14 protein-coding genes are annotated in these 14,780 nt (G+C 69.0%); 13 read left to right on the plus strand and 1 reads right to left on the minus strand.

The window, feature by feature from the left end; genetic code table 11:
• Window positions 1-121: 121 nt before the first annotated feature.
• Window positions 122-445 carry a hypothetical protein gene (locus tag ACFWIW_RS30655; RefSeq protein ID WP_378371675.1) on the plus strand — a complete coding sequence of 108 codons (324 nt, stop codon included), beginning with the start codon at window positions 122-124 and terminating at the stop codon, window positions 443-445.
• A gap of 36 nt (window positions 446-481) precedes the next feature.
• Here the strand turns inward: ACFWIW_RS30655 and ACFWIW_RS30660 are convergent, their stop codons facing one another.
• The gene (locus ACFWIW_RS30660) at window positions 482-982 is read right to left on the minus strand and encodes a dihydrofolate reductase family protein (RefSeq protein ID WP_378371676.1); all 501 of its coding nucleotides are present in this window, start codon (window positions 980-982) and stop codon (window positions 482-484) included.
• Window positions 983-1,178: 196 nt separating this feature from the next.
• Between ACFWIW_RS30660 and ACFWIW_RS30665 the strand changes: the two genes are divergently transcribed.
• The 12 genes from ACFWIW_RS30665 (at window position 1,179) to ACFWIW_RS30720 (ending at window position 14,636) form a co-directional block, all read left to right on the plus strand.
• Entirely contained in the window at window positions 1,179-2,435 is a 1,257-nt protein-coding gene (locus tag ACFWIW_RS30665; RefSeq protein ID WP_378371677.1) for an ATP-grasp domain-containing protein, read from the plus strand.
• 59 nt (window positions 2,436-2,494) lie between these two features.
• Window positions 2,495-3,808 (plus strand): lysine N(6)-hydroxylase/L-ornithine N(5)-oxygenase family protein, encoded by a 1,314-nt coding sequence (locus ACFWIW_RS30670; RefSeq protein ID WP_378371678.1) that lies wholly within the window; start codon window positions 2,495-2,497, stop codon window positions 3,806-3,808.
• A 22-nt stretch (window positions 3,809-3,830) separates the two neighbouring features.
• The gene (locus ACFWIW_RS30675; protein ID WP_378371679.1) at window positions 3,831-4,196 is read left to right on the plus strand and encodes a cupin domain-containing protein; all 366 of its coding nucleotides are present in this window, start codon (window positions 3,831-3,833) and stop codon (window positions 4,194-4,196) included.
• 2 nt (window positions 4,197-4,198) lie between these two features.
• Entirely contained in the window at window positions 4,199-5,818 is a 1,620-nt protein-coding gene (locus ACFWIW_RS30680) for a class I tRNA ligase family protein (RefSeq protein ID WP_378371680.1), read from the plus strand.
• Between the two features lie 6 nt (window positions 5,819-5,824).
• Entirely contained in the window at window positions 5,825-7,081 is a 1,257-nt protein-coding gene (locus ACFWIW_RS30685; RefSeq protein WP_378371681.1) for an MFS transporter, read from the plus strand.
• Between the two features lie 199 nt (window positions 7,082-7,280).
• A complete protein-coding gene (locus ACFWIW_RS30690; RefSeq protein WP_378371682.1) occupies window positions 7,281-9,032 on the plus strand; it encodes an ABC transporter substrate-binding protein in 1,752 nt (583 codons plus the stop codon).
• Complete coding sequence (locus ACFWIW_RS30695; protein ID WP_378371683.1) at window positions 9,029-10,309, plus strand: ATP-grasp domain-containing protein; 1,281 nt, start codon at window positions 9,029-9,031, stop codon at window positions 10,307-10,309. The genes ACFWIW_RS30690 and ACFWIW_RS30695 overlap by 4 nt, the downstream gene beginning before the upstream one ends.
• Window positions 10,306-10,770 carry a cobalamin B12-binding domain-containing protein gene (locus tag ACFWIW_RS30700; protein WP_073842209.1) on the plus strand — a complete coding sequence of 155 codons (465 nt, stop codon included), beginning with the start codon at window positions 10,306-10,308 and terminating at the stop codon, window positions 10,768-10,770. The genes ACFWIW_RS30695 and ACFWIW_RS30700 overlap by 4 nt, the downstream gene beginning before the upstream one ends.
• Complete coding sequence (locus ACFWIW_RS30705) at window positions 10,767-12,077, plus strand: methylaspartate mutase (protein ID WP_378371684.1); 1,311 nt, start codon at window positions 10,767-10,769, stop codon at window positions 12,075-12,077. Before ACFWIW_RS30700 ends, ACFWIW_RS30705 begins: the two co-directional genes overlap by 4 nt.
• Complete coding sequence (locus ACFWIW_RS30710; protein ID WP_378371685.1) at window positions 12,074-13,069, plus strand: asparagine synthetase A; 996 nt, start codon at window positions 12,074-12,076, stop codon at window positions 13,067-13,069. Before ACFWIW_RS30705 ends, ACFWIW_RS30710 begins: the two co-directional genes overlap by 4 nt.
• Window positions 13,066-14,310, plus strand: coding sequence for a glutamate synthase-related protein (locus tag ACFWIW_RS30715; RefSeq protein ID WP_378371686.1), 1,245 nt, complete (start codon window positions 13,066-13,068; stop codon window positions 14,308-14,310). Before ACFWIW_RS30710 ends, ACFWIW_RS30715 begins: the two co-directional genes overlap by 4 nt.
• Window positions 14,307-14,636 carry a hypothetical protein gene (locus tag ACFWIW_RS30720; protein ID WP_378371687.1) on the plus strand — a complete coding sequence of 110 codons (330 nt, stop codon included), beginning with the start codon at window positions 14,307-14,309 and terminating at the stop codon, window positions 14,634-14,636. The genes ACFWIW_RS30715 and ACFWIW_RS30720 overlap by 4 nt, the downstream gene beginning before the upstream one ends.
• Window positions 14,637-14,780 lie beyond the last annotated feature (144 nt).

A 14,780-nucleotide genomic window follows, 5' to 3' on the forward strand; every position in this document is an offset into this window, starting at 1 on the left:
GTGCCGAAGCTCCCGGCTTCCGGGGACTTGCGGCTCCGATCGCGCGGAACCCGTTATGTCACCGGTGGAACCGCCGTTCTCCTCACGTGAGGATTCGGCGGTTCCACCGGGAGGCAAGAGGATGAACAGGATATTCGCGGCACCGCTGGTATTTGCGGGTGCCGTCGCGGCACTGGGTGGTTGCGGGACGACGACGGCCGGGACACCGGTCACCGTGGTGCGGGAGATCGTCCCGCCGCCCGCCACGACCACCGCCGTCGTCCCGCCGCCCGCCACCTCGGTGGTCGTGGCCGAGCCGCCGGTGACGGTCACCCGGGCGCCTTCGCTCACGTCGTGCCAGCGCCTGTCCGCCGAAGGGTTCTCCTGCACGTACGCGTACAACGCCTGGGTGACCGCGGGGCGCCCGCTGAGCCGGGACGCCGACCGTGACGGGTACTCGTGCTAGCAGTCGTACGGCAACCGCAACTAGGCGGTGTCCTGCCTAGGCCGGCCGGAACCGCACGTCGATCGCCGCGTGGGGATCTTCCCGGCCGACGCCGCGCAGGTGGATCGGCGCCCCGCCGGGGTTGTCGTACAGCCGGACGCCGTCGCCGAGCAGCACCGGCGCGATGTGCAGGTCGATCTCGTCGATCAACCCCAAGGCGAGCAACTGACGGCCGATGTCCGGCGAGAACACTTCGAGGTTCTTCCCGTTCGCCGCTTCCAGGCCGATCCGGACGGCTTCGTCCACGCCGCAGTTCAGGAACGTGACACCGGGGGTCGGTGTGGCGTCCTCGGGGTGATGGGTGAGGACGAACAGCGGCCCTTTCCAGGCACCGCCGTAGATGCCGCTCGGGTCGGGGTAGGCGTCCCAGCCGTCGCGGCCGCCGAGGACGGCGCCGGTGGTCGTGGCGTATTCGCCGACCAGGTCCGGCCGGAAGGTGGTGCCGGTCATCCAGTCCATGCCGTGGCCCGGGCCCGCGACGAAGCCGTCGAGCGACATCGTGAAGTGTCAGAGCACCTTCCCGCTCGCGGTCTGAGGTTCGAGCATCACGGCCTCCTGCCGGTCGTATTCCTCATGGCGTCCGCCCCGGCGCCACGCATCCCGTTGATTGTTCTTCCCGAATCAAGGGTTCCGGTCAACCCGCCCCCGGGATGTAGTAGCCCGCGACGAAGTGACGGGCTGGTGGGGAGAGGGAATGAGCTCAGCGGAGGGTGTTGTCCTGGTGATCGGCTGCGGGATGCGGCCGTACCGGGAGTACCTGTTGGCGTCGGCCGGGCACCGGCATCCCTTGTGGTTGTTCAACGGGAGCGAACCGACCTGGCAGGAGCGCTACATCACCGGCGCGACGGTGCTGGACACGCAGGACCAGGACGCCGTGCTGGCCGCGGCCCGCGCGCTCCACGCCACCACGCCGGTGCTCGGCGTGGTGTCCTGGGACGAGGCGCTGATCGTGGCCGCGGCGCATGTCGCGGACGAGCTCGGCGTCCCAGGTGCGGGGGTCTCCGCGATCGAAGGCTGCCGTGACAAGTGGTTCAGCCGCCGGACGCTCACCGCGGCCGGCGTCGCGCAGCCCGACTTCGGGTTCGTGCACGACGACGACCAGGCGGTCCGCGTCGCGGAGCGGATCGGATATCCGGTCGTCGTCAAACCGCGCGGCGGCGGGGCCAGCATCGGCGTCAGTCTCGCGGAAGACGCCGAGGCGGTGCGGAAGGCGTTCCGGACCGCGGAGGACGCCAGCTTCGGCGGCTCGCCCGCCTACAAGGGTGGGGCGCTGGTCGAGGAGTACCTGAGCGGCCCGGAGATCAGTGTGGACGGCGCCGTCGTGGACGGCGAGTACACGCCGATGTTCGTCGCGCACAAGACGGTCGGCATGCATCCGTACTTCGAGGAGCTCGGCCATCTGGTCAGTTCCGCGGACGAACTGCTCGCCGACCCGGCCCTGCGCTCGACGCTGGCCCGCGCGCACGGCGCGATCGACTTCCGGTACGGCATCACCCACACCGAGCTCAAGCTCACCGCGCGCGGACCGGTGATCGTGGAGATCAACGGCAGGCTCGGCGGTGACCTGATCCCGTTGCTCGCCAAGTTCGCGACCGGGATCGACCCCGGCGCGGCCGCGGTCGACGTCGCGCTCGGCATGCGTCCCCACATCCCGCACGAGGCCGAGCCCCGGTGGGTCGGCGTCCGGTTCGGCTATCCGAAACAGGACTGTGTCGTCGAGTCGGTGTCCGTGCCCGAATCCTTGCGGAACAACGGGATCCTCGCCGCGGACGTGCTCGTCGAGCCGGGTTCGCGTCTGCGGCTGCCGCCGGCCGAGTTCATCTCGCGCCACGCGTACGTGATCTGCGCCGGCGTCGATCCCGGCGATTGTGAAGCGGTGCTGGACAAGGCCATGGCCCAGGTCCGGCTGACCGCGCACCCCCTGCTGCCCTCGGTGGCCGCCGGTGGCTGATCGCGCACCGGAACCACAGAACACCTTCCCAGCACTCACAAAGATGGCGGAGCGAACAAATGGCGAACCGTGATGTCGAGCTGCTCGCAGTCGGAGCAGGACCGTCGAACCTGGCCTTGGCCGTGGCGCTGGAAGAACTCGCGCCCGGCCTTGCCCGCGAATCGGTGCTGCTCGAACGCGACGAAGAGGTCTCCTGGCAGCGGGGGATGCTCCTGCCCGAGGCCCTCTCGCAGGTCTCGTTCCTCAAGGACCTGGTGACCCTGCGCAATCCGCGCAGCCGCTTCTCGTTCCTCAACTACCTGCACGCCACCGACCGGCTCAACGAGTTCGTGAACATGGGCAGCTTCGTCCCGTACCGGGTGGAGCTCGCCGACTATCTCAAGTGGACGGCTGACTCGCTGTCGCTGGTGGACCTGCAGCGCGGCCGGGAATGCCGCGAGATCACTCCCGTGTGGACGGACGGCACGCTCACCGGCTGGGACACGCACGTCGCCGACGGCGAGACGATCCGCAGCCGGTACCTGGTCGTCGGCGCCGGCCGCGACGCGCGGATCCCCGATCTGCTCCGCACGGTGAACCAGGACCGCGTCATCCACAGCACGCAGTACCTGCCGAGGATCGCCAAGCTGCGCAAGGATCTCCCGTACCGCGTCGCGGTGATCGGCGCCGGGCAGAGCGCGGCGGAACTGTTCAGCGCGGTGCAGAACGATCTGCCCGAATGCAAGCCGACCATGGTGATGCGGTCGATCGGCCTGAACTACTACGAGAGCAGCAAGTTCAACAACGAGCTGTTCTTCCCGTCCCATGTGGACAAGTTCTTCGAAGCGCGGCCCGAAGCGCGCGAGCAGATGCTCAAGGAGATGCACCACACGAACTACTCCGGGCTCGCCCCGGGCACGATGGACGCGCTCTACCGCTCGATCTACCTCGACCGCCTTTCCGGCCGTTCGCGGCTGTCGATGATCACCATGAACGACATCACCGACGCCCGCGACGAGGGCGACGAGATCGTGCTGGAACTGACGGACCGGCGCACCGGCGAGGTCCAGGAACTGCGCACCGATCTCGTGCTGCTCGGCACCGGTTTCTCCCCGGAGATGCCGAGGATGGTCCAGGAGATCGCGAAGTCGATCGGGTTGTCGGAGATCAAGGTGACCCGCGACTACCGGCTGGAGATCGAGCAGCCCGCCACCGCGGCCGTCTACCTCCAGGGCGTCAACGAGGCGACGCACGGGATCGCGGACTCGCTGCTGAGCGTCCTCGCCCCGCGTGCCAACGACATCCTGCAGGACATCCTCGCCCATCGCGGCGAGACCCCTTCGGTGCCACCGCAGCCGACCTCGGAAACCGCCCCCATCGTCGCCACCCGCTGACCAACGAGAAGGAAGGGAAGTCATGGAGATCCGTCCGCTCGAGCGGGAAAAGATGGTCTTCGAGAACGGTGCCTACGGCCAGCGGCTGCTGCCGTGGGCGGCGCTGAACGCGCCGTTCGAAGGCGCCTGGGTCACGGTGCCCGCGCACGGCGCGACGGGCGCGCATTCCCACCACGAGTACGAGATCTTCATCGCCGTCAGCGGCGAGGCGGTCGTCGAGTCCGGGGGAGAGCGCCGCGCGTTCCGGCCCGGCGACATCGAGTTCCACAAGCCCGGCACCGAGCACCGCATCCTCAACGACGGTGCCGACGACTTCGAGATGTACGCGATCTGGTGGGACTCCGACATGACGGCGAAGTTCGCCGCTCGCCATGAAGCGGAGGCGTGAGGATGGCCGACAAGCGACCGGTGGTGATCATCGGCGGCCCGCCGACCTCCAACGGCGACCTGCACATCGGGCATATCGCGGGCCCGTACCTCGGTGCCGACGTGCACCGCCGGTACCTGCGCGCGGCGGGCCGCGAGGCCGTGTTCGCCTCCTGCACCGACGACAGCCAGACCTACCTCGTCACCAGCGCGGCAAGGGTCGGGCTGACGCCGCCCGAGCTGGTGGAGCAGTCGACCGAGAACATCCAGCGCACGTTCAAGGCGATGGGGGTCGAGGTCGACGGCTTCTCACCGACGGACGAAGGCTACAAGGCGCTCGTCTACGACTACGTCAAGCGCTTGTACGACAAGGGAAAGCTGCGCCTGCGCAAGGTGCGGCTGCCCTACAGCGAGCGCAAGGGCGAGTTCCTGGTCGAGGGGTTCGTCGGCGGTGGCTGCCCGACCTGTCTCGCCGACAGCCGTGGCGGATTCTGCGAGGGTTGCGGCCATCCGATCGACTTCGACGCGCTGATCGAGCCGTATTCGGTCCTCGACCCGGCCGACGAGGTGACCTACCGCGAGACCGAGATCATGGTCTTCCCGGTTTCGGAGTACCGCGAACAGCTGTTGGCCTATTACGAGGAACGCGGCCCCGCGTGGCGGCCGCACGTGCTCGGGCTGATGCGGGAACTGCTCGCCGGGCCGTTGCCCGACTTCGCGATCACGTACCCGGTGAAATGGGGGCTGCCGGCGCCGTTCCTCCAGACACCGGGGCAACGGCTCAACGCGTGGGTCGAGGGGATGCCCGCCTCGATGTACTGCACCGAGTACGCGTTGCGGCGCAACGGGAAGCCGATGGCCGCCGACGACGACGCCTGGCTCGCGGAGAACGACGCGCGGGTCGTGGTGTTCATGGGATTCGATCCGCTGTTCACCTGGGGCGTCGTCCACGTCGCCGAGCTGATCGCCCTCGAAGGCCGCTACGTCCTCCCGGACACCTTGCTGGTCAACGAGTTCTACGAACTGGAGAACGAGAAGTTCTCCACCAGCAAGGGACATGTGGTCTGGGCCCGTGAGCTGGCGGCCGAGGTGCCGCGCGACATCGCGCGGTTCCACCTCAACCTCACCGCCCCCGAGTTCGCGCGGACCAACTTCTCCCGCGCCGCACTGGAAAAGGTCGCGGGGGAGCGGCTCGTCACGCCCTGGAACGAGCTCGCCGAGACACTGGCCAAGCTCACCGCCGAGATCGGCGGCGAGAACGGCTCGCTCCCGGTGTCGACCGAAGCCACGGAACGCGCGGCGGCGATGGTCTCCCGGTTCGCCCTGAACTACGAGCTGGAGGACTTCAGCCTCAGCCGGGCCGCCGATCTGATCGTGCAGCACGTCGAACGCCTGCGGGCGGCGACGGAACGCACGCTGAAGGGCAACCTCGACCAGGAGATGCTCCGCGCGCGGCTCGGCGACCTCTTCCTCGAACTGCGGGCCCTGATCGGCTGTGCCTCGCCGATCCTGATCGACCTCGCCGAACGCGCCGCCGAAGCGGGCGGATTCGAGCCCCGGATCACCGCGGCCGCCTTCGACGTCACGCACACCACGGCTTTCCCCGTGCCATCACTGGAATTCCCCCCGACGAGCGAGGTCTGACCCACCATGTCACTCGACAGCACCTTGTCCACCGACGCGATCCGGAGTTCCCGGCTCGCCGAACGCCTGCTGGTCCCGGCGGGATTCATCACCACCGCGGGCAACGCCTTCCAGATCACCGCCGCCGCGATCCTGGTCTTCCACGCCGAGCAGACCACCCTGGCGGTCGGCTGGCTGTTCATCGCGGTGTCCATCCCGCAGGTCGCGCTCGCGGTCCTGTTCGGGAAGCTGGTCGACAAGGTCGACCGCCGGATGCTGTGCGTGGCGGCGGACCTCGTGAGCGCGATGACCGCGTTCGCGTTGCCCGTGTGGCTGTGGATCGGCGGCCCGGCGAACCTCGGCTCCTACATAGCGAACTTCATGCTCGCCTGCACCGCGGCGTTGTTCATGCCCGCGAGCAACGGGCTCATCAAGGAACGGATCCGCGACGAACGGCTCGGGAAGTTCAACTCGCATTTCGAGATGGCGAGCAACGCCGGCATGCTGCTGGCGTCTTCGCTGGCGGGCTTCCTGGTGATCTGGTTCGGCGCCACGCCGTTGTTCGTGTTCAACTCGCTGAGCTTCGTCCTCTCGGCCGTGCTGGTCTACGCGATCGGCCGCAAACCCGCCAAGGCACCGGTGATCGAGGAGACCGTCGCGACCGACCCGTCGGCGCCGGCCGAAGTCCCTGTGCGCCAGCCGATCAAGCGGCTCGCGCTGTTGTACGCCAACGGCAACATCGGCCTGATGGTCGCCAACGTCATCCTGACGACGCTGATCCTGCAGACCTTCAATCAGGGCGCGTGGATGATCGGCGTGGTCGACGCGCTGGCGGGTGTCGGGTTCATCGTCGGCGCCGCCGCGTACGGCAAGGTCAGCAAACGGTTCAAGGGCATCCATCTGGCCGTGTTCGGCACGCTGGGCAACCTGATCTGCCTCGCGATCCAGCCGCTGCACTACATCGCGCTGATGGCGGCGATCCCGTTCGCCGGGTTCTGCTTCGCGCAGGGCCGGATCGCGGCCCGCACGCTGCTGATGCGGGCCAGCCCGGAGGAGCGGGTCGGCCGGATCTTCGGAGGCACGCAGGCCCTCGGTCTCGGGCTCGGCGTCGGCGCGACGGTCGCGTTGTCCTCGCTGGCGGACGCGACCACCGTGCCCTACGCCTTCTGGGGCTTGGCGATCCTGCAGGGCGCGATCGTGATCGGTACCTACTTCAGCTTGGCGAAACCGCTGTCGGCGCAGGAGAAGCGGCCGGCCGAGGTTCTCGAGGCGACCGCCGCGTAAGTGGTCACCATCGGAGGTCCTCCGGAGCTCTCGACGGCCCAGCTTCCCGCTGGACGCACGGCCGCGAGGCCCGAGTACAACCCCGGTACGAGGACCTCACGACCGCACGCCCAGCGGAAACCTGGATCCACCGAATACCCCCGAAGGACATCCGATGGCAACCACTAAGCGCGGCCGACATGCGGAGGAAGCGAAAGTCATGACGGACAAGCCGATCAAGGGTGGCGTCGCCACCTGGGCCTGCCTGCCCGGGTTCCCGCCCGCGGTGATCTTCCCCTTCACCCCGGGTGAACGTTTCGGCGTGCGGAGCCTCTACGAGTTCCAGATGCTGATGTACCGGCCGCTCTACTGGCTGGGCCGGGACGGCGCGCCGGAGATCGACTGGGACCTCAGCATCGGCGAAGAGCCGGTGTGGGACGAGACCGGCCGCACCTGCGTGGTCCGGATCAAACCGTGGAAATGGTCCAACGGCGAGACACTCTGCGCGGACAACGTCATCTTCTGGATGAACATGCTGAAGGTGAAGGGGCCGAGGTTCGGGGCGTACTCCGAGGGCTACTTCCCGGACAACCTGGTGTCGTTCGCCAAGGTCGCCGACGACAAGGTGAGCTTCACCTTCGACAAGGCGTACTCGAAGAACTGGGTGCTGCTGAACCAGCTCACCATGATCACGCCGATGCCGAAGGCGTGGGACCGCACCGCGGACGGCCCGGCCGACGCGACGCACGACATCGGGCAGGCCGAAGCGGTCTACGAGTTCTTGATGGCGGAGAACGGCGACGTCGTCGAAGAGGACAACTCGCACCGCACACGCTGGGCCGACAGTCCGGTGTGGAGTGTCGTGAACGGGCCGTGGCGGCTCAAGAGCTACACCGAGGAAGGTGTCGTCACCTTCGTCCCGAACGAGCACTACAGCGGGCCCAACCCGCCGCATCTCGACGAGCTTCGCCAGGTCTCGACGACGTCGGACGAGCAGCAGTACGAGCTGTTGCAGTCCGGTGACGTCCAGGTCGGCTTCCTGCCACCAGGGATGGGCGTCCAGCCGGACGGAGACCCGACGAAGGGCGGTCCGAACCCGCTGGGCGACGGCTTCCAGCTGGAACCGCAGATCCTGTTCAACATCAACTTCATGGCGGTCAACTTCAGCAACCCGACCGTCGCCGGGAACATGATCCGGCAGCCGTACGTCCGACAGGCCCTCCAGAGCTGCTTCGACCAGGAGTACGGGGCTCGCGAGGTCTACCAGGGATACGGCTGGAGCCAGACGGGCTCGATCCCGGTGCTGCCCAAGAGCGACCTGGTCTCGCCGAAGATCACCGAGCGCGGCGGGTTCTGGCCGTTCGACCTGGAGAAGGCGCGGCAGCTGCTCGCAGACAACGGCTGGGACGTCACCACCTCGCCCGCGGTGTGCGTGCGGCCCGGCACCGGTCCCGGTGAAGCGGGTGAAGGCATCCCCGCCGGCACCGAACTGAGCTTTTCCCTGCGCTACTGGGAAGGGCGGCCGTCGCTGGCGCGGCTCATGGCGCAGTTCCGGGACGACGCGGCCAAGGCCGGGATCGAGATCCGCCTCGAAGAGGTGATGGGTTCGGTCCTGGTGGCGGAGGACGGTCCGGGCGAGAAGCGGATGTGGCAGCTGTCCTGCTGGGGCGGTGGCTGGGTCTACAACTACCCGACAGGGGAGAACCTCTTCCAGAGCGGCGCGGCCTGCAACTTCAGCAACTGGCGCGACGCCAAGGCGGACGAGCTGATCGCGAAGACCGTCACCACCGACTCGCTCGAAGCGCTCTACGAATACCAGGAGTACATCGCCGAGCAGGCGCCGGTGATCTTCATGCCGACGTTCCCCCGGCGGTTGTTCGAGGTCGCGGGGAATCTGCGCGGTTTCTCGCCGATCAACCCGTACGGCTTGATCAACCCCGAGAACTGGTATTACGTCGAGGAGCAGTCATGACGCGGCCGGTGGTGCTGGTCGGGTTCGTGGCCGCGGCGCTGGGTTCGTCCATCAAGGACTTCCAGCCGGACGGCTCGGTCATCTTCGTGGAAGAACCCGACGTCGTCCGCAAACGCGAAGCGCGGAAGACGGTGGCCGGTTCGGCGCTGGTCCGCGAGCTCATCGAGTGGGAGTTCCACCTGCCCGGCAAGGCGGACGAGTTCTACCACGTCCACCACGACCTCGGCCCGGCCGCCGTCGTCCCGCTGACCGAGTACGCGACGCCGTTCGCGGCCCGGCTCGCGGAACGCTACGGCCTGCCGGGAGCGGGGTTCGGCGCGGCGCAGATCCTGCGGGACAAGGCGGTGCTGCGCCTGGTCAGCCGGGCGGCGGGGATCGCGAACCCGGCGTCGGCGCGCGTCGAGAGCCCGGAGCAGGTCCGTGAGTTCATGGCGCGGCATCCGGGGAAGATCGTGCTGAAGCCGTCGAACCGGCAGGCCTCGGTGGGGACGCAGGTGCTCACCGACCCGGCCGAGGCCGAGCAGGCGTGGACGAACTGTGTCGTGCAGGACGAGGGGATCTTCGTCCCGGACCGCGCGATGGACCTGAAGATGCTCGCCGAGAGCTTCGTCGAGGGCGACGAGTTCAGCGTCGAGATGCTGCTGCGGGACGGCGAGCCGCTGTTCGCCAACGTCACCGGCAAGCGGCTGTTCCCCGGTCCGCGTCCGATCGAACTCGCGCATATCGTCCCCGCCGACATCCCGGACGAGCTGACCGCGACGCTGACCGAGGAGACGCGGCGGCTCACCGGCGCGACCGGGTTCCGCACCGGGATCGTCCACTGCGAGTGGATCGTCTCGGACGGCGTCCCGTACCTGGTCGAATGCGCCGGCCGGTTCGCGGGCGACGGCATCATCGAGCTGATCCAGCGCGCCTACCCGGTGGAGCTGAACCGCGCCTACTTCTCGGTGATGAAGGACGAACCGGTCGTGGACGTGTTGCCGCGCAAGGCCGAACGCGGCGCCGCGGTGCGGTTTCTGTCGATCGAACCCGGCCGTATCGAGGACGTGCGCGGGGTGGAGAAGGCGTCGCAGGCCGAAGGCGTGTTCATGTGCGACGTCAGTGTCTCGGCGGGTGACCGGTTCGACGGGCTGCGCAGTTCGTGGGACCGCGTCGGCGATCTGATGGTGACCGCGGACAGCCCGGCGGAGGCGTCGCGCCTGGCCGAAGAGGCGGTCGCGCTGATCGAGATCGACGTGCGGCCGGACCGTGGAGAGAGGGAGAACGCCGCACCATGACCATCGAAGCCGTCCAGCCCACGCTCCCGGACGCCGGTCTCGACGTGATCGTCACCGGGCTTTCGTCCGACGCGCACACCTGGAACCTGGTGTACCTGGAGCTGTTGCTGGAGGAACTGGGCTGCCGGGTCACCAACCTCGGCGCCTGCGTCCCGGACGCGACCATCGTGCGCGAATGCGTCACCCGGCGGCCGGATCTGCTGGTGATCAGCAGCCTCAACGGGCACGGCCGTCAGGACGGCGTCCGGCTGATGGAGGCCTTCCGCGCCCGGCCGGAGCTGGTCACGACGCCGGTCGTCATCGGCGGGAAGCTCGACGTCACGGGCGGCAGCAACGCGGCCCGCCTGCTGGAGGCCGGCTTCGACGCGGTGTTCGAGGACTCCGCCGGGCTCACCCCGTTCCGCACGTTCCTCCGCACCTTGTCCGTCCGCGCCCCCGGTGTCCCGCTGGGCGCGGGATGAACGTGCTCGCCCCGCCGCGGGGACTTTCGTTCGGCGAGGTGGTCGCACGCCACCACGCGCAGGGGGAACTGGTCGTCCAGCCCCGGATGGGGTTCGCCGATCCGGGACGGATGGCAAGGGGGCTGCTGGCGACGCGGTCGGCGCGGGCCGCGACGGTCGGCACGATCACGATCGACAGCTACACCAGGGTCGGCGACCACGAGGCGGCGCGCGCGGCACTCGCGGCGGGCGCCGACCTCAACGGCTATCCGCTCGTCGACCACGACCCAGTGACGACGACGGCATTGCTCGACGGGGCGCTGACCGTGGATTTCCCGGTGCAGGTGCGGCACGGTTCGGCGGATCCCCGCCGGATCGTGCGGGCGCTGTTGGACTTCGGGCTGCACGCGACCGAGGGCGGCCCGGTGTCGTACTGCCTGCCGTACAGCCGGATGCCGCTTTCGGCGGCCGTCGACAGCTGGCGGCGCTCCTGCGAGACGCTGGCCGAGGCCCGGGGTCCCGAACTGGAACCGCATCTGGAGACCTTCGGCGGCTGCATGATGGGTCAGCTGTGCCCGCCCGCGCTCCTGGTCGCGCTCAGCGTGCTGGAGGGGATGTTCTTCTGGCGGCACGGGATCCGCTGCCTGTCCTTCAGCTACGCGCAGCAGACCCACGCCGGGCAGGACGAGGAGGCCGTCGCCGCGCTGCACGCGCTGATCAGGGAATACGTGCCGCACGCGCGGACGCACGTGGTGATCTACGGCTACATGGGCGTCTATCCGAGGACACCGGGCGGCGCGCTGGAGCTGATCGCGGAGTCCGCGCGGCTGGCCGCCCGCACCGGGGCGAGCAGGCTGATCGTCAAGACCACCGCCGAAGCGCACCGGCTGCCGACCGTGGCGGAGAACGTGACCGCGCTGGAGCACGCCGCCGAGGCCGCCCGGGGCGTCTCCCGGATCGGCAGGCTCGGCGACACCGGGATCCACGCTCAGGCGAAGGCGTTGGTGGACAACGTTCTCTCGCTCGACGCCGACCTCGGCCGGGCGCTGGTCACCGCGTTCGCGCGCGGCCAGCTGGACGTCCCCTTCTGCCTGCATCCGGACAACGCGGGCCGCGCCCGCGGACGGCTGGCAGGCGACGGCCGCCTGGAGTGGCAGCGGATCGGCGCGATGCCGCTGGGCGACCTCGTCGACCTGCCCGGCGACCGGCGGATGACCTCGAACGATCTGCTGGACGCGCTCCGGTACGTCGAGCGGTCGTTCGACGAGAAGTACGGGCTACCCGGAATCGGGACCGTGAACCGACTGACACAGGGGAGTAGGACATGACCGGACCATCGGACGCGGCGCTGCCGCCGGGCACCCGCGAGCATCTGACGTCGCCGGTGACGCAGGCGGCCCTGCGCATCCAGAACAGCATCACCGCCGGCACCCGCGAATACCTCGGCATGAACGGTTTCGTGGAACTGCAGCCGCCGCTGATCGGCCCGGTCACCGACCCGGGATGCCGTGGGGCCAAACAGGTCGACGTCGACTACTACGGGCACAAGTACAAGATGATGACCAGCGTCATCCTGTACAAGCAGGCGTCGCTGCTCGCGTTCGACAAGATCTTCTACGTCGCCCCGAACGTGCGGCTGGAGCCGCTGGAGACCTCGACCACCGGACGGCATCTGGTCGAGTTCACCCAGATCGACGTCGAGGTCGCCCGTGCGAGCCGCGAGGAGGTCCTCGACATCGCGCAGGGCCTGCTGCGGCACGTCGTCGCCCACACCCTGCGAGAGTCCAAAGTGGACCTCGCCACGCTGGGCCGGGACCAGGAAGCGTTCACGGCGCTGCTGGAGGAGGACTTCGAGCGGATGACGCACCGCGAGGCTGTCTCGCGGCTGCAAGGTCTCCGGCACGGGCAGAGCGCCGACGCGGAGATCGACTGGCAGGGCGAGCGGATCATCTCGGAGCAGACGAACCGGCCGTTCTTCATCGTCGACTACCCCAAGGGGTCGCGCGGGTTCACCGACGGCGAGTCCAGCACCGAACCGGGGGTGCTGCGGAACTTCGACCTCATCGCCTCCGACGGGTTCGGCGAGCTCTGCAGTGGCGGCGAGCGCACGCACGAGTACCGGCGGCTGATCGAGCGGATGCGGGAGACGGGGGAGAACCCGGCCAAGTACGCCTGGTACCTCGACCTCGCGCGCGAGGGGCTGCCGCCGAGCGCCGGTTTCGGGATGGGGCTGGAGCGGGTGACACGCTACATCGCCGGGCTGGACGCGATCTGGCAGGCGAACGCGTATCCGAAGCTGCCCGGGATCGCGACGCCGTGATCACCGCGCGGCAGCTCCCGGAGGACGCGATCCGGGCCAGGGCGAGGGAAGGCAGCGCGGCGATCTTCCCCGACGTCGCGGGATACGGCCGGTCGCTGTTCGGCGCGGACGCCGGCATCCCGCCGGACGAACTCGACCGCGCGCGGATCGTGCCGCCGGTGTTCGTCCCGCGGCGCCTGGAGAAGATGTTCGACCTCGCCCGCGAACCGGTGTACGGCGACGTCGGGCTCTCGACCGTGCTCGGCGGGTTCACCGCGCCGTCGCCGGTGTTCCTGTGCGCGTTCGGCTCCACGCAGGTCGCGGGCAGCGGGCTCGGCATCGCCGCGAGCGAGCAGGCGGGCAGGCTCGGGATGCCGATGGTGATCGGCGAGAACGTCGTGCCGATGCACGGCTACGGCCGGATGGGCGAAAGCGTCGAGGACGGTCTGCTCGGCCGGATCCGCGCGTACGCGGGCGCCGTACCGGACGGGCTGGGCGGTGTCGTCGTGCAGCAGAGCACCGAAGACGCCGACGCGGAGGTGTGGAACCTCGTCTACAGCGACCCGTCCGCGACGGAACTGCTGGAAACCGGGCGGCTGGCGTTCGAGCTCAAGGTCGGTCAGGGCGCCAAACCGGGGCTCGGCGGGATGACCGTGCTCTCGCGCACGGCCGCCGGCGAGATCGCCGAACAGTACACAGTGGACGAAGCCTTCGGCAGGGATCAGGCCATGGTGCTGCGGTCCAGCAGTCCCGGCACGTTCACCGGGGAGATCCTGCGCCAGCAGATCCACCTGATGCGCAACAACTACCCGCGGGCGCGTGCCTGGGTGAAACTGCACCCGGGCCGCGACGTCGGCGAAGCCGCGCGGGTCGCGTGGGCGGCGGGAGCGGACGCCGTCACCGTGGACGGTGCCGAGGGCGGCACCGGCTGGGCGCCGTCGGTCTTCCTCGACCAGGTGGGGCTGCCGCTGGTGGAATGCCTGCGGCGGGTCGGCAAACCCGACGCGTCGCTGCTGGTGTCCGGACGGATCTGGGAAGGAGCCCGCGCGCTGAAGTGCCTGGCGATGGGCGCTTCCGCGGTCGGCCTCGGGCGTGCGGCGCTGCTCGCCGTCGACGAGGACGCGGACGAAGGGCTCGTGCGGCTGGTGCGCTGCCTCGAACTCGAACTGCGGCTGCTCGCCAGCGCGCTCGGAAAGTACGACCTCGCGGATCTGACCACGGACGACCTTTGGTTCCCGACTCGGACGGAGCAGGACGGATGATCAACTACGACGGGAAACGGTTCCGCAAGGTCAGCAGCGACCCGGACGCGCCGGTCACCCTGTACCGGCAGAAGGACGACCTGGTGTGGGCCGAGCTGAGCGGCGGCGGGGTGCGGCTCGGCTCGCTGACCGGGAAGTGCGGCGAGGACGGGACGATCGACCTGGCCTACACGATGGTGCTGGCCGGCGGTCAGGTCATCGCGGGGCACAGCACGAACACCCCGGAGTTCCTGCCGGACGGCCGGATCCGGTTGAACGAGGTGTGGGAGCGGTACGGGAACCCCGGCTCTCGCGGCACTTCGGCCATCGAAGAGGTCGCGGAGTAGCGTCGCTTTGCGCGTGAAGGCCCCCTTCCCTCGGCTCAGCCGAGGGAAGGGGGCCTTCACGTACTTGTGGGTGGTCCAGGAGGCGAGAGCCTGGCGTTCATGTCGCGAAAGCCACTTTCAGGACATCAGACGTCGCGAAAGGCG

This window comes from Amycolatopsis sp. NPDC058340 (assembly GCF_042723975.1).
GTDB lineage: Bacteria > Actinomycetota > Actinomycetes > Mycobacteriales > Pseudonocardiaceae > Amycolatopsis.

Excerpts from the sequence above, each read along its gene's own strand:
- ACFWIW_RS30655 (WP_378371675.1), top strand. The coding sequence starts at position 122 with ATGAACAGGATATTCGCGGCACCGCTGGTATTTGCGGGTGCCGTCGCG.
- ACFWIW_RS30660 (WP_378371676.1), bottom strand. The coding sequence starts at position 982 with ATGTCGCTCGACGGCTTCGTCGCGGGCCCGGGCCACGGCATGGACTGG.
- ACFWIW_RS30665 (WP_378371677.1), top strand. The coding sequence starts at position 1,179 with ATGAGCTCAGCGGAGGGTGTTGTCCTGGTGATCGGCTGCGGGATGCGG.
- ACFWIW_RS30670 (WP_378371678.1), top strand. The coding sequence starts at position 2,495 with ATGGCGAACCGTGATGTCGAGCTGCTCGCAGTCGGAGCAGGACCGTCG.
- ACFWIW_RS30675 (WP_378371679.1), top strand. The coding sequence starts at position 3,831 with ATGGAGATCCGTCCGCTCGAGCGGGAAAAGATGGTCTTCGAGAACGGT.
- ACFWIW_RS30680 (WP_378371680.1), top strand. The coding sequence starts at position 4,199 with ATGGCCGACAAGCGACCGGTGGTGATCATCGGCGGCCCGCCGACCTCC.
- ACFWIW_RS30685 (WP_378371681.1), top strand. The coding sequence starts at position 5,825 with ATGTCACTCGACAGCACCTTGTCCACCGACGCGATCCGGAGTTCCCGG.
- ACFWIW_RS30690 (WP_378371682.1), top strand. The coding sequence starts at position 7,281 with ATGACGGACAAGCCGATCAAGGGTGGCGTCGCCACCTGGGCCTGCCTG.
- ACFWIW_RS30695 (WP_378371683.1), top strand. The coding sequence starts at position 9,029 with ATGACGCGGCCGGTGGTGCTGGTCGGGTTCGTGGCCGCGGCGCTGGGT.
- ACFWIW_RS30700 (WP_073842209.1), top strand. The coding sequence starts at position 10,306 with ATGACCATCGAAGCCGTCCAGCCCACGCTCCCGGACGCCGGTCTCGAC.
- ACFWIW_RS30705 (WP_378371684.1), top strand. The coding sequence starts at position 10,767 with ATGAACGTGCTCGCCCCGCCGCGGGGACTTTCGTTCGGCGAGGTGGTC.
- ACFWIW_RS30710 (WP_378371685.1), top strand. The coding sequence starts at position 12,074 with ATGACCGGACCATCGGACGCGGCGCTGCCGCCGGGCACCCGCGAGCAT.
- ACFWIW_RS30720 (WP_378371687.1), top strand. The coding sequence starts at position 14,307 with ATGATCAACTACGACGGGAAACGGTTCCGCAAGGTCAGCAGCGACCCG.